Annotated in this window: 10 protein-coding genes and 1 tRNA gene; 6 read left to right on the top strand and 5 right to left on the bottom strand. The window is 43.2% G+C overall.

The genetic code is table 11. The annotated features are described in order from the left end of the window. Positions 1 to 504 precede the first annotated feature (504 nt). The 4 genes from BUB99_RS07860 to BUB99_RS07845 all read right to left on the bottom strand — a co-directional run bounded on the left by BUB99_RS07860 (position 505) and on the right by BUB99_RS07845 (position 3035). Entirely contained in the window at positions 505 to 1779 is a 1275-nt protein-coding gene (locus BUB99_RS07860) for an O-acetylhomoserine aminocarboxypropyltransferase/cysteine synthase family protein (RefSeq protein ID WP_073121230.1), read from the bottom strand. Between the two features lie 137 nt (positions 1780 to 1916). Further along, complete coding sequence (locus BUB99_RS07855; protein WP_073121229.1) at positions 1917 to 2300, bottom strand: nuclear transport factor 2 family protein; 384 nt, start codon at positions 2298 to 2300, stop codon at positions 1917 to 1919. 50 nt (positions 2301 to 2350) lie between these two features. Continuing rightward, positions 2351 to 2920, bottom strand: coding sequence for a uracil-DNA glycosylase family protein (locus tag BUB99_RS07850; RefSeq protein WP_073121227.1), 570 nt, complete (start codon positions 2918 to 2920; stop codon positions 2351 to 2353). Positions 2921 to 2958: 38 nt separating this feature from the next. Continuing rightward, positions 2959 to 3035, bottom strand: a tRNA-Ala gene (locus BUB99_RS07845). A gap of 144 nt (positions 3036 to 3179) precedes the next feature. Here BUB99_RS07845 and asnB point away from each other — a divergent pair. Next, positions 3180 to 5051 carry an asparagine synthase (glutamine-hydrolyzing) gene (gene asnB / locus BUB99_RS07840; protein ID WP_073121225.1) on the top strand — a complete coding sequence of 624 codons (1872 nt, stop codon included), beginning with the start codon at positions 3180 to 3182 and terminating at the stop codon, positions 5049 to 5051. Between the two features lie 67 nt (positions 5052 to 5118). Further along, positions 5119 to 5982 carry a universal stress protein gene (locus BUB99_RS07835; RefSeq protein WP_073121223.1) on the top strand — a complete coding sequence of 288 codons (864 nt, stop codon included), beginning with the start codon at positions 5119 to 5121 and terminating at the stop codon, positions 5980 to 5982. On the opposite strand, the gene BUB99_RS07830 is transcribed toward BUB99_RS07835, so the two are convergent. Further along, on the bottom strand, positions 5979 to 6539 hold the full coding sequence (locus BUB99_RS07830; protein ID WP_119845341.1) for a hypothetical protein: 561 nt from the start codon (positions 6537 to 6539) through the stop codon (positions 5979 to 5981). The genes BUB99_RS07835 and BUB99_RS07830 overlap by 4 nt on opposite strands. Positions 6540 to 6673: 134 nt before the next feature. Here BUB99_RS07830 and prfA point away from each other — a divergent pair, with 134 nt between their 5' ends. The 4 genes from prfA to BUB99_RS07810 are packed head-to-tail and all read left to right on the top strand — an operon-like array spanning position 6674 to position 14241. Then, positions 6674 to 7744 carry a peptide chain release factor 1 gene (gene prfA, locus BUB99_RS07825; RefSeq protein WP_073121219.1) on the top strand — a complete coding sequence of 357 codons (1071 nt, stop codon included), beginning with the start codon at positions 6674 to 6676 and terminating at the stop codon, positions 7742 to 7744. A 12-nt stretch (positions 7745 to 7756) separates the two neighbouring features. Continuing rightward, on the top strand, positions 7757 to 9154 hold the full coding sequence (locus BUB99_RS07820; protein WP_139280941.1) for a hypothetical protein: 1398 nt from the start codon (positions 7757 to 7759) through the stop codon (positions 9152 to 9154). A 31-nt stretch (positions 9155 to 9185) separates the two neighbouring features. Next, positions 9186 to 10142, top strand: a complete 957-nt coding sequence (locus BUB99_RS07815) for a helix-hairpin-helix domain-containing protein (RefSeq protein ID WP_073121217.1) — start codon at positions 9186 to 9188, stop codon at positions 10140 to 10142. Positions 10143 to 10200: 58 nt separating this feature from the next. Continuing rightward, complete coding sequence (locus BUB99_RS07810; RefSeq protein ID WP_073121216.1) at positions 10201 to 14241, top strand: AAA domain-containing protein; 4041 nt, start codon at positions 10201 to 10203, stop codon at positions 14239 to 14241. Positions 14242 to 14248: the final 7 nt, after the last annotated feature.

Here is a 14248-nt window from a genome sequence, read left to right as displayed (position 1 = left end):
ACCTTTGAATCAGTTCTTTTATTGCTAGAATTAGCATCATAAACTCTATTCATGTCTCTTATAAAGAAACAAATCTATTAATGTTTTCAGCTCAGGTCTTGAAAGAAAAGGGATCACTTCGTTATTCAACGATTCGTTGTTCGAAATCCGTTATTGTTTTTTTTATAAAATAATCACCTATTATGAGTCTTTGAGGTAATATTTAAATGATTGGAATAATGAATATCGAATGCTCAATATCAAATATTGATTTTTATTTCCAGACATACCAACTGATCCATAAAAGGGGTGAATAAGATATTTCACGTGAGTAAAGGGCTGTTTTCATGAAGTACCCTTACCTCGCACCAAAGCTTGCGCAAGCTCAGAGGTGTTGTTGTACAACGTTTACCTATTTGTTGTGCAAGCTTTCAAAACCATTGGGGGAAGCTAGAACTTTTTAAAAAAGAAAACCTCTGTGCCGAAATACATTTTCGACACAGAGGAAGGCAGTTATTAGGGGGATTATTTGACTGTCGCAAAGGCCTGATCTAGATCAGCGAGTATATCGTCTATATGCTCGATTCCTATACATAGCCTTAGCAAGTCCTGTGTCACGCCAGCCTTCGCTTGTTCCTCGACAGACATCTGTCGGTGTGTGGTGGATGAAGGATGGCAAGCCAGAGATTTGGTATCACCAATGTTGACGAGACGTTTGAACAGGTTCAATGCATCGTAGAACTTCTCTGCTTTTTCATATCCTCCTTTGATCCCAAAGGTCATCAGTGATGAGGGTTTGCCATCACAGTATTTTTTTGCCAAGTCGTGATACTCACTAGAGGGTAAGCCGCCATATCTCACCCAAGATACTTGGTCGTGTTTTTCTAGGTACTGAGCGACAGCCATAGCATTTTGACAATGGCGCTCCATCCGTAGACTGAGGGTTTCTAATCCCTGCATTAGCTGAAAAGCGGCCATGGCTGATAGTGCTGATCCAGTGTTGCGCAGTGCGACCGTTCGTGTGCGAGCGATAAATGCCGCTGGACCGAAAGTTTCGTTGTACACTACGCCATGATATGCCGGCTCAGGATTGCTAAACATCGGGAAGCGATTAGTGTGCTGATCCCATGGAAACTTGCCACTATCTACGATTACACCACCGAGCGTAGTACCATGTCCTCCGACATACTTGGTCAGTGAGTGAACAACCACGTCTGCACCATATTCGATAGGGTTGATGATTGCTGGCGAAGCGACTGTATTGTCGACGATCACAGGGACACCCTTGGCATGAGCTGCTTTTGCAATAGCTTCAATGTCTGTGATATTTCCCGCTGGATTTCCGATAGACTCACAGTATACTGCTTTGGTTTTGTCATCGATCAGTTTGACGATATCTGCAGCATCAGATGACTCAGCGAAGCGCACGTCGATTCCTTGTTTGGGTAGCATGTGTGCAAAAAGCGTATAGGTTCCTCCATATAGCTGTGGAGTAGAAATGATATTATCTCCTGCTTCGGCGATATTTAGAATGGCGTAGTTGGCTGCTGCACTGCCCGAACTAACGCACAAGGCAGCCACGCCTCCTTCTAAAGCAGCCATGCGCTGCTCTAGTACGTCCACAGTTGGATTCATGATACGGCTGTAGATATTGCCAGGTACTTCTAGGTTAAATAAATCTGCCCCGTGCTGGGCATTGTCAAATTCGTATGCTACAGTTTGGTAAATCGGTACAGCGACAGATTTTGTAGTGGGCTCGGTTTCATACCCTCCATGGATACTGATGGTTTCTTTTTTCATGCTTGTTTGATTTGCTGAGTCGATAGTGCTCAGGTCGAAATTATTTGATGATAATAAACAGACACTTTATAAAGTGTCTGTGAAAACTACGTAATTCAGATTATAAAGTCGGAAAAAAATATTCATTTTCGAATTAACTAGTACATCGTATTCCCATTTGCAGAGACTCTAGGGATTTGTTGGATTGCGTCCCAGTGTTCGACGATTTTGCCATGCTCGTCAAAGCGAAAAAAGTCCATGGTGACATATTGGTCGTCATCAGGCCAGACTTGATGGGTATGAAGTGATACAAGATCTCCCTCTGCGATCGCTCGGACGAACTGGATGGATTTGTCTGGATATTCGGCGTGCATTTTTTCGAAGTAGGAGATGAAGGCCTCTTTGCCGTCTCCTACAGCTGGGTTGTGTTGAATATAATGCGCTCCTGTATATAATTCTGTGGCCTTGCGAGGATTGCCTTCATAGGCCATTTGATAAAAAGCGATGGCATTGGACTTGTTAGTTTCTAGGGTGTTGGGCATGTGTTTTTTTAGAAGGATAAAGTTTTATAGTAGTATTTTGGTTCCCCTGCTTACACGATTTCATGAATTTTTTCTCTGAGAACGGGTAAGACTTGTTGGTCAAACCATGGGTTCTTCGCCCTCCAGATATTGTTGCGTGGTGAAGGGTGTGGCAAGACAAAATACTTCGGCAAGTACTCTTGATAGTTCTTGACCGTTTCGGTCAGGGTACTGTAAGTGCCTTTTCCCAAGTAGTATTTTTGGGCATACTGTCCGATGAGCAATGTGAGTTTTACCTTACTCATCTGTTCCCAGAGGGACTGATGCCATAGTGGAGCACATTCCTTTCGAGGAGGAAGATCACCTGATTTTCCTGTCCCAGGATAACAAAAACCCATAGGGACCAATGCAATCTGCTCTGGTTCGTAGAAAATAGTTTTGTCTATCCCCAGCCATTGCCTAAGGTTATCTCCACTTGGGTCGTCCCATGGTATGCCTGATTGATGTACGGCTCTACCTGGCGCTTGCCCGATGATGACAATTTTACTTTGAGAATGAGCACTCAGCACGGGACGTACCCCTGTAGATAAGTGTGGTTCACACAGTGTGCAATTCTTGATATCGGTGAGAAGTGCGTCCATGACCGAAGATAAAAAAAGGAAGCCATATAGACTTCCTTTGGTGGAGAATATCGGATTCGAACCGATGACCTCTACGCTGCCAGCGTAGCGCTCTAGCCAACTGAGCTAATTCCCCTTGTTAGCAGGTCGCAAATATATTCTTATTTTCCAATTTCTACTATTTCGCTACTATTCATTCTATTTGGTTCTAAAATCCCACTAGCGAGAGATGTCGATCTTTGGTGATTCATTATTATTGCAGCTTACCATTTGATCTATTATGTGTGGGATTACAGGAATATGGGCTTTCAAAGAATCAGAGCAGGCTCAGATGGAGCATTTGGAAGAGGCCACCGAGCGAATAGCACACCGTGGACCGGATCATCATGCAACATGGAGGGATCAAAATGTTGGGCTAGGGCATCGTCGCTTGTCTATTTTGGACACGAGTGATCACGGACATCAGCCGATGCAGATTATGGATGGACGCTATGTGATGGTGTTCAATGGGGAGATTTTCAACTTTCTAGAACTACGTCAAGAGCTCATCGCTAAAGGAATTCACTTCCACTCTCATACCGATACCGAGGTGATTATGCATCTCTATGCACGGGAAGGCAAATCTTGTCTTAACCGTCTCAATGGTTTTTTTGCACTGGCGATTTATGATACGCATGAGCAGTCTCTTTTTGTCGCTAGGGATCGGATGGGCATTAAGCCGCTGCTGTATTGGCAGGACGAGTCCAAATTGCTGTTCGCTTCTGAGATGCAGTCTCTGCTAGCCTTTGCGATTGATAAGCAAGTCGACCAACAGGCACTCCACTATTACCTACAACTCAACTATACTCCTGCACCTTTGACGATGGTCAAGGGAATCAAAAAACTCATGCCAGGAGAGTGTATTGAAATCCGAAACGGAGTAGCTGAGATCAGTACTTATTATGAGTTGCTTCGCTCTAAAGTGCGTCAGGATTTGAGTTATGAGGAGGCCAAAAAGGAATTGGCTGAGCGATTGGAGGCATCGGTAAAAAAACGAATGATTGCCGATGTTCCGCTGGGGACTTTCCTTAGTGGAGGGATTGATAGCAGTGTCATCACGAGTATAGCTGCGCGACACACCGCTCAACTGTCAACTTTCTCCATAGGTTTTTCGGACAATCCTTTCTTTGACGAAACAAGCTATGCGGAACTAGTAGCCAAAAAATGTGGAACGAATCACACCACATTCAAACTTAGCAATGAAGACATGCTGTCCTATATGGCAGATTTTGTGGAGCATATCGATGAGCCTTTTGCGGATTCATCGGCTCTGCCAGTGTATATTTTGAGCAAAAAGACCAGAGAGCATGTCACGGTCTCCCTGTCTGGAGACGGGGCAGATGAGATTTTTTCGGGCTACAACAAGCACGCTGCTTGGCTCAAAATGGATCAAGACCGATATTTTGGTAAACTGACCACTGCGATCCGACCTATCGCTGACCGGATGCCTCAGTCCCGGTCGGGCAAGTGGTCTAACTTGATGCGCCAGGTCATTCGTTTCGACAAGGCCAAAAAGATCGCTCCGCAAGAACGCTACTGGTTTTTGGCTGCACTTGCAGATCAAGGATATGCACAGCGCATGATGAAAGCCCCCCAGCAACAGGATGACTATTACACACAGTGGATGAGTCCATTGGCTGATTATCAAAATATCAATGACATGCTGATGGGAGACACGAAGTTTGTCTTGCCCAATGACATGCTCAAGAAAGTCGACCTCATGTCGATGGCTTCTAGTCTAGAGGTGCGCGTCCCATTCTTGGACCATGAGTTGGTCGAGTGGGTGCACAGCTTGCCCGTGGAATATAAGATCAATAGCAAGATGCGAAAACGAATTTTACAAGACACCTATAGAGATATACTACCTGCGGAGCTCTATCAGCGACCCAAAAAAGGTTTTGAGATGCCGCTGTTAGATTGGCTCAAAACAGCTCTTCTAGAAGAGCTAGATCAGACTGTTTTTAATCGCGACAAGATAGAGGCAGGAGGGCAGTTTAATTGGGATGCGGTCGAGAAGCTCCGAACCAAATTATTTTCTACCAATCCAGAGGACAGTCATGCACAAGTATGGGCCTTGTATATTTTTCAGAAATGGTATGAAAAGTACTTTTAAAGTTTGCCCCAAACTTGTTATCCATTGAATTTGCTTTAATTTTATTTCGAATAAAAATCAATACCTGATGCTCAATCTCAACAACCTGCTCGTCTGTCTCGATGGTACCAATTTGGACGACCATTTATTAGAATATAGTTCGATGATGGCTCGTTTTTTTAAGAACACCAAGACGACTTTCATTCACGTGGCACCATCGAATACTGATATGGCCATGAAAAAGTATCTGCAGGATAAGATAGATCGTTTGTTTACCAATGACTGTGAAAAGCACATTGAGATGGTTCAAGGCACAGGAGCACAACATATCCTGGGATGGAGTGGGCTCAAAGATATTGATGTAGTCGTGATGGGAATCAAACCCCGGTCGGTTTCTAGCGGTATCAATGCGACCAAAGTTCTCAATGGATCTTTGTGTTCGGTGATGCTGGTACCCGTGACCGAAAAGTATGATGTGTCTAGAGTTTTGATTCCCTTGGACTTTTCAGAAAACTCTCTCAAATCACTCAACACGGCACTGAGAATCAAAGAGTACACCGATATCGAGGTGATACTACAGCATGTCTACTTCGTACCAACAGGGTACAGTAGTACAGGTAAAACGTATGATGAATTTGCTGAGATCATGCTCAAAAACAAGCAAAAAGAGTATGACGTGTTTAAGAAAACCAATGCGTTGGATGATAGTCAATTCGAAGTGATTTTTACGTTAGACGAGGATCAAAAACCTTCTGACAACATCTATGAACTGGCACAGGAGAGAGATGTTGACCTCATTATCATTGGTTCTAAGGGACGAACCAAAGCAGCTTCTATGCTGGTCGGTAGTACAGCGGTGAGCCTAGTTCACTATGATCAAGATATTCCCTGCCTGGTGGTCAAAGACAAGGATGAGAGCATGGGCTTTTTTGATGCATTGTTGAAAATCTAATTTGTGATTTTCCCTGTGATCTCGTAGGAGCTTTCGTCTAGTGTGATGATTTTTTGATGTCCAGCGATCTCATAACTTTCTATGAGTTGGTTGCTAGAGTCAAGATGAAGACTAATTAGCGTTTCGGTCTCATATAGGAAGTTATCTCTTTTCTCTACGAGGGAAATCTGCTGAATGATCGATTGGTTCATGATGATTTCTAGTGAAATCGGACCTGCATTTTCACTCTTCTTTCTCGTATAGGATGCTTTGTTTTTTGAGGTATTCTTGATGTATCCTCCGTTGGTAAACACTTGCTCGTACTTTTTACTTAGAACAGTTTTGAACTCCGATTGTATAAAAGCTGAATCTATCGTGAGCGTTTCTTTTTCGGTCTTTTGGTTGATGGTGGCAGTTTTGGTGATAGGCTTTTTGAGTAGTCCTGTTTTTTGCGCTGAAAGTATACTGTCTATTTGTGCTAAGAGCGGATCAGATTTAAGGATGATTTCGTCTTCAGAGATACATGATCCCAGAGACAAAATACAGGAGAGACTGATGAAAATTAGACGTAGATTCATAGGGATTAATTTGATGGCAATCAAGTGGTTTTCTTCTTTTCGGAAGGTCGCAAAATTAACCTTGCACTAACAGTACGAATTTTAGATTTTTTAGACCAACTCCATTCATTAGTTTTGTAGCAAATACGTAATACATGATTGACAAGTTAGAAGAAATTAAACACAGGTTCGAAGAGGTCGGACAGCTGATCGTTCAGCCAGAGGCTATGAATGACATGAGTAGTTATTCAAAGCTGAGCAAGGAGTATAAGGACTTGGAAAAAATTGTCAAGAAGTATGACGAGTACAGCACTGTGCTCGAAAACCTCAAGAATTCTAAGGAAATCCTAGAAACAGAAAAGGATCCAGAGTTTAGAGAACTGGCCAAAATGGAGCTAGAGGAACTAGATCCTCAAAAAATCCAACTCGAAGAGGACCTCAAAGAAATGTTGATCCCCAAAGACCCCAATGATGACAAGAACTCCATCTTGGAGATTAGAGCAGGGGCAGGTGGAGACGAAGCGGCCATATTCGCTGGAGACTTGTTTAGAATGTACCAGCGCTATGCCGAGAAGCAAGGCTGGAAGCTCAATGTCATGGATTTGACCGAAGGGTCGTCTGGCGGGTACAAAGAAATCATCAGCATGGTGACCGGAGAGGATGTCTATGGCAAGATGAAATTCGAGTCTGGCGTGCACCGTGTACAGCGTGTGCCAGCGACCGAGACGCAGGGGCGTGTACACACCTCGGCAGCTACAGTAGCCGTTTTGCCAGAGATGGAGGAGGTAGATGTACAGATCGATATGAATGATGTGCGTAAGGACACTTTCTGTTCTAGTGGACCAGGTGGGCAGTCGGTGAACACGACCTATTCGGCGATTCGATTGACACATATTCCGACTGGGCTCGTGGTATCATGTCAGGATGAGAAAAGCCAGCTCAAGAACTTGGAAAAAGCACTTAAGGTATTGCGAGGAAGAATCTATGACATTGAACTCAAAAAGCATAACGACGAAGTAGGTGCTCAGCGAAAATCAATGGTAGGCAGCGGAGATCGCTCTGATAAGATTCGTACCTACAATTATGCGCAAGGTCGTGTGACTGATCACCGTATCGGTTACTCTCAGCACAATCTGCCCACTGTCATGGATGGGGAAATAGGCAACTTCATCGAAGAGCTACGTATCGCAGAGAATGCTGAAAAAATGAAAGATGGCGAGGCTTAGGCTTTCATGGTATTGAAAAAGACACTATTCTTTTTGGTGATGTTATCGGGCTGGGTTTTGATCCAGTCTTGTGACCCTGTGGAGGAAGAGGTCTCGACCAATCCTGCACATCAGTTGATCTTTTCGTCAGATACTGTGCGCTTCGACACCCTACTGAGTAGCGTGGGGAGTATTACTCGCCGATTTCGGATTTATAATCCACACAAAAATGCTATAGAGATAGATCGCTTGGCTTTGGGTCAGACGAATGCTTCGCCTTATACGCTCACCGTCAATGGCGTCAAAGGAAAGACTTTTGAAAAGGAGATAATTTTCGGGAAGGATAGTTTGATGGTTTTGGTAGAGGTGTTTATTGATCCGACAGATGAAGATATGCCATATTTGGTGAAGGATTCGGTTCAGGTCGAGTACAACCAAAATGCTTCGGATGTGAAACTCGTGGCATGGGGGCAAGATGCCTATTTTCTGGATCGAGAGGTGGTCGAATGTGATGTGACCTGGACTGCTGGTAAGCCCTATGTGCTCTATGATACGGTATTGGTTGCTGCAGGATGTCAGTTGACTGTCGAGCCAGGGGCACGTATTTTCATTGACAACAACTCCGCTTTAGCCATCGGTGGAACCCTCAAAATTCAAGGAACAGCAGAAGATAAAGTAATCATCCGAAATACCCGATTTGACGCAGGCTATGATGTCGCTCCAGGGCAGTGGAACTCCATATTGTTTTTAGAGGGCAGCAAAGACAATATCATCGACCATGCGGATATTAAAAATGGAGTGATAGGGTTGAGAGTAGGTAGTCCTGATGACGATGTGGACTATGATCTCATTGTATCTAATACGAGTATAGGACACATGTCATCTGCTGGTATTCTGGCTTTTACGTCTGATATTTATGTATTCAATACTGAGGTTTTCAATTGTCAATCCGAATTGGTGGGGAATTATTTAGGGGGAAATTATAAGTACGAGCATTGCACTTTTTCTAATGCTCCCAGTTTGTACACAAGGGAGGTCACTTCGGTCGTCTTGTCGGATTACATCTCCCTCGGTGATGGGTCTACCTTGTCAGAGGATTTGTCGGTGGAGTTGATCAACTCGATCATTTGGGGTGAAGAGGATGAAGAGCTTAGTATTTACTCGTCTGGGGCATCCAATGTCACAATAGCCCTCCATGACAACATCATTCGGTCAGCCAATGAGGACTGGGTGACCCTAGGCAATGATATCAGCCAAGAAAGGAACTACCCTGAGTTTCATGTGCCTGCTTTTTATGATTATCAGATTGATTCCTTGTCTCCTGCTAGAGGGAAAGCTATCGCGTCAGAGATATCGTTAGATCTCATAGGTACACTGAGAGACACCATGCCCGATCTAGGAGCTTATGAAAGAAAAGATTCTTTGCCATAGATTATTGACGAGGATTTTCTATTTTTAATGAGTGACCAACCGTTTTTCAAATTACTTTCGTCGGTATTTTGGTTTTTCCAGTACCGAGATTCGAGGACTTTTTGTGCTCGTACCTACGATGCTATTTGCTCTTTTTATTCCTCAAATTTATAAGTCCTATCTTCTCGCTAATACCGAGCATGGTGCCGCGCAAGATGAAGAGCAATTGCGGGTTTGGGCGGATGAACTTCGCAATCAGATCGTGGTGACGCAGGAGGTGGAGGAATTCCCAATCTATGCCAAGCATTTTGATCCTAACCTGATACGTACTGACCAGTGGATCAAAATGGGTTTTACAGGATCTATAGCCGAGCGTATCAAAAAGTACTTGACCAAAGGAGGGGTGTTTAAGAAGAAGGAAGATGTATTGAAAATTTACGGGATCAATAGGCGTCTAGTGAAGGCTTATTTCGACTACATGTACTTTTTACCTCCCGAGAAAAGAAGAATAAGACAAGTTTATAAACCGACGGTCACCTATGCCGCGCCAGCACCCGCTCCAGTAGAGACAATCTCACAACCTCCCACAGTCCTTCGGGTTGAGCCAGAGACCTATGAACTTAATACTGCAGATACTACTGAGCTAAAGACGATCCGTGGTATCGGTTCTTTCTGGGCCAAAAGTGTGGTGACTTCCCGTGAGGAGTTAGGAGGTTTTGTGGATCGAATGCAGGTTTACGAAATCAACTATATGCCAGACAGTGTCGCAGATTTGATCATAGACCATACGACTTTTGAGCCTTCGGCGATTCGGCAGTTGAATATCAATACATTAGAAATCGATCAATTGCGAAAACACCCCTACATCAACTACAAACTTGCCAATGCGATCGTGAAATACCGAAAGCAGCATGGTGAATATGAAGAAATAGAAGACCTAAAGAAAATTGTGATTTTAAAAGACTCCGTGTATCAAAAAATCTTTCCTTACTTAATAATTTCAGATTAAATCTGGATATTGGCGTATTGTGATAGGGCTTTCTTATTTTAGAAACTGAAGGAAATTTATGCAAGAGATTTTAAAATCATACCTACGCCGATTGACCAACCTATCAGGCAACAATCGATCATTACTCTTGCTAAAGCTACTCAAAGAGCAATTTATCGATCTCCATGAGTTTGACTTTGCACTGAACGAACCTTCTTTCAAAATCATGGAAGGTGTGATGGCACGCAAGTCTAAAATCCCGCTTTGTAGTGTGCAGGATAGCCGTGATGAAGATAGCAATAAGCTCTCCATGCGTCTCAAAAAGCTCAAACGTGTGGATCATTTGGTATATGAAGAGCAGGGTGCTCGTGATATGTATGTGGGATGGCCTTTCGTCAAAGGTAAATTTAATGATGGTACACTCGTACGGTGTCCGCTAATGTTCTTTCCTGTATCGCTGGATGCGGATGGTAAGGAATGGAATCTGCAGTTTCGAAAGGACGTTAACATTACACTCAACAAGTCCTTCATTTTAGCCTATGCTTTTTACAACGCTTTACCTGTAGACGAAGGGTTGCTGGAGCGAGTATTTGATGATTTTGATAGAGAGAGTACTGGTTTTAAGACAGATCTTTTTGACTTGATCAAGTCTCACGGTTTAGAGGTTCATTTCAATCAAGACAACTTTCAAGATAATTTAAAGTCGTTTCAAGAATACAAAAAATCAGATTTGGATCAGTTTGAATCTGAAGGAGAGCTCAAACTTTTTCCTGAAGCTGTACTGGGCATATTTCCTCAAGCAGGGTCTTATCTCGTGCCAGACTACTTGACGCTCATGGAGCAGGACAAGTATGCTTCGGTAGAGGAGTTTTTTTTAGAGCGAAATCTCGATGAATCTGAGGAAGAAAAACTGGACTCTGCGTCCTATTACAGATTTCTCAAACGTGTCAAGGAGGACCAAACCTTTACGCCATTCAAGATGGATGCCTATCAGGAAAATGCTATCAAAGCCATCAAAAAAGGGAATTCGGCAGTTGTGCAAGGGCCTCCAGGTACTGGTAAGTCCCAGTTGATCTGTAACCTAGTAGCAGACTACATCGCCAGAGGCAAAAGTGTACTAGTGGTGAGTCAAAAAAAAGCAGCTCTTGATGTGGTTTTTCAACGGCTAAAAGAGAAGCAGCTCAATGATTTTATTGGGTTACTGCATGATTTTAAGAATGACAGAAAGCCAATCTATGAGCAACTAGAGGGGCAAGTCAATAGACTCAATGATTTTATGGGAATGAATAATTCCCTAGATGCGATACAGATAGAAAGAAATTTTCTAAAGACCAGTAGGAGAATCGACCAATTGGAGGAAGAACTCGAAGAGTTCAAAATGGCACTTTTTGATGAGACAGAGTGTGGGGTGTCGGTCAAGGAATTGTATCTGACTTCTAATCTGCACAAGCCTGCTTTCGCTCTGAATCAGGAATATCGCGATATGACTTTTGACAAAGTGGATGGTTTGCTAAAGAAGATCAAAAGTTATAGTCAGTACGCCGCCTCTTTTTTGCACGAAAGATATGCTTGGTTCAAACGCAAGTCATTTGCCCGTCTCGGCGTGAGTGACTTGAGCATAATCGTCAAGCATCTAGATGAAATGGATAGCTACATTCACGTGCTAGAGACTGTGACTGAAAAGGCTGTGGGTAAAAAACTAATGTTCGAGGATGCAGTAGAGATTATCGATAAACGAGAAGATATCGCTCATTTGTCCGAGCTGCTACGTGAGCAACAAGTTTATCTCGGGGTACTCAAAATTCAGAAAAATGCGATTCGCCCAATAAGCAAGACAGAGGTTGTAGAGATCGAAAAAATTGTCATGCAGTTCTTCAAAGGACGAGGGCCAGAACTCTCGCTAGGAAGTGGTGAGTTGGGGCGTTTTCAAGAGGTGCTAGAGCGAGGTATTAGTGCCAGAGAAAATATATTCAAATGGTTTTTTTGGCGGTTTTTCTCTAAAGATAAGATATTCATCACGCGTGTTTTGGTGGCCAATCAGATGAAAAACAACAAAGAGGATTTTTCCACTTTGGTGGACATGGTGGATAGCCGTCTAAACCTAGAGCATAACCTGTCGCAGTTCAAGGGGCGAAATGACCTAAACCGCTTACCTGATGTGTACAATAAGGTCAATGTGATGAACTGGTTTTTCTATCAAAAACAGACGATAGAGGCACGAGATCTATTGAACGAGATACGGCCGTTGAGGGATTATATCGCTATAGAATCACACAACGAAGAAACCTATACTGATAAGCTCAAAAAACTGGTAACAGCACTAGAACCTATCGCGGATAAATTGGGTAATTGGTTAGAGTATTTTTCTATCCCGCAGATGCGTGAAATTTTCTCTAAGCAAGTCGAAGCACATTTTTTGCTCTCTACGCTGAAAAAGGACTTTGATGCCCTTTGTGAATTTGATGCACTCGACGAAGCGTTGACTGCAGAAGAAAAGAGTGTCATAGAAAAACTTAAAGACGAAGCTCCAGAAGTAGAAGCAGAGGTGTGGCAGGGGATCTTTTTGAACTCGCTGAAGCTAGCATGGATCGATCACATCGAACTTAAGTATCCAATACTACGGGCGGTGAGTTCAAACAAACTGGAAGATATGCAGTCTGAGCTACAGGAGTGTGTGCGTGAGAAACTACGCATTAGCAATGAGATTCTGCTGATCAAAGCGCGTGAGCGTGTCTATAAAAATGCTGAATACAATCGTCTCAATAACATGGTGACCTACCGGGATTTATTTCATCAAGTAACCAAAAAGAGGCGTATATGGCCAGTACGTAAGTTGATTGCTAATTTTCCGAGAGAGATATTTGACCTGATGCCGTGCTGGCTCGCATCGCCTGAGTCTGTGTCTGCTATATTCCCGATGGAAAAAATGTTTGATCTCGTCATATTTGATGAAGCCTCACAGTGTTTCGTAGAGAAAGGCTTGCCAGCTATGTACCGTGGCAAACAGGTAGTGGTCGCTGGCGATGACAAGCAACTAAAACCCAACGACCTCTATCAAATCCGGTGGGAAGAAGAAAATGAGGATGATATACCAGAGTTGGAATTCGACTCTTTTTTGCATTTAGCTTCTAAGCATATTATGCAGGTACAGCTCAACGGTCACTATCGTAGCAAGAGCTTAGATTTGATTCGTTTCTCCAATGAACACTTCTATGACAATAGATTAAAGATGTTGCCTGATTTTGAGGAGGTTAACCTGCACCAGCCAGCTATAGATTATGTCAAAGTTGATGGAGTGTGGGAGAAAAACTACAATGAAGTGGAGGCTGAGAAAGTAGCGCAATTGGTAAAGCAACTCCTAGCCGAGAGACCTGCTATTGAGATAGGCGTGGTTACTTTCAACTCTCGACAGCAGATGTTCATCATCGAGTATCTAGAGCAGTATGCAGTGTCTCAAGGTTTTTTAATTCCTGAGACTTTGATTGTTAAGAATATTGAGAATATTCAGGGAGATGAGAAGGATGTGATCATTTTTTCAACAGTATATGCGCCAGATATCAACGGAAAACTTACCATGCATTTTGGAAGTTTGAATGCAGAAGGAGGAGAAAACCGACTGAATGTGGCAGTGACTCGTGCACGTGAAAAAATATATCTGGTCTCGAGTATTATGCCTCAGCAGCTACGTGTAGATGATACCAAAAATGAAGGCCCCAAATTACTGAAGAAGTATCTAGCGTTTGCTTATCAGGTGTCGAATGGTGAGGAAGTCGCCTATGAATCTACTGATGCTGGACATGAGCAGGGGTGGTATCTCAAAAACCGTATTGCTGAGCTGGGCTATCAGCATTTTGATCATGTAGATTTAGTTCAGCGATTTCCCAATATTGATTTGACGATCAAAGGTGGTGATGATTATGCGGGAGCGGTACTGACAGACGATGTATACTATCATCAATCTGTCTCTGTGAAGGATGCGCATGTGTACAGAGATTTTACGCTCAGACAGAAAAAATGGCCATTTACACGGGTATATAGCCGCCAGTTATGGGTCGATTCTGAGCACGTCAGAGAGCGAGTCAATCGTTTGATATCCAGGAATATAAAGGAGGGTAAATAGGGTTAGG

Source organism: Reichenbachiella agariperforans (genome assembly GCF_900142205.1).
GTDB lineage: Bacteria > Bacteroidota > Bacteroidia > Cytophagales > Cyclobacteriaceae > Reichenbachiella > Reichenbachiella agariperforans.
This window is presented reverse-complemented; position numbering and strand designations above follow the sequence as displayed.

Bases quoted from the DNA above. Each gene is read 5' to 3' on its own strand.
- BUB99_RS07860 (WP_073121230.1), bottom strand. From the start codon at position 1,779: ATGAAAAAAGAAACCATCAGTATCCATGGAGGGTATGAAACCGAGCCC.
- BUB99_RS07855 (WP_073121229.1), bottom strand. From the start codon at position 2,300: ATGCCCAACACCCTAGAAACTAACAAGTCCAATGCCATCGCTTTTTAT.
- BUB99_RS07850 (WP_073121227.1), bottom strand. From the start codon at position 2,920: ATGGACGCACTTCTCACCGATATCAAGAATTGCACACTGTGTGAACCA.
- asnB (WP_073121225.1), top strand. From the start codon at position 3,180: ATGTGTGGGATTACAGGAATATGGGCTTTCAAAGAATCAGAGCAGGCT.
- BUB99_RS07835 (WP_073121223.1), top strand. From the start codon at position 5,119: ATGCTCAATCTCAACAACCTGCTCGTCTGTCTCGATGGTACCAATTTG.
- BUB99_RS07830 (WP_119845341.1), bottom strand. From the start codon at position 6,539: ATGAATCTACGTCTAATTTTCATCAGTCTCTCCTGTATTTTGTCTCTG.
- prfA (WP_073121219.1), top strand. From the start codon at position 6,674: ATGATTGACAAGTTAGAAGAAATTAAACACAGGTTCGAAGAGGTCGGA.
- BUB99_RS07810 (WP_073121216.1), top strand. From the start codon at position 10,201: ATGCAAGAGATTTTAAAATCATACCTACGCCGATTGACCAACCTATCA.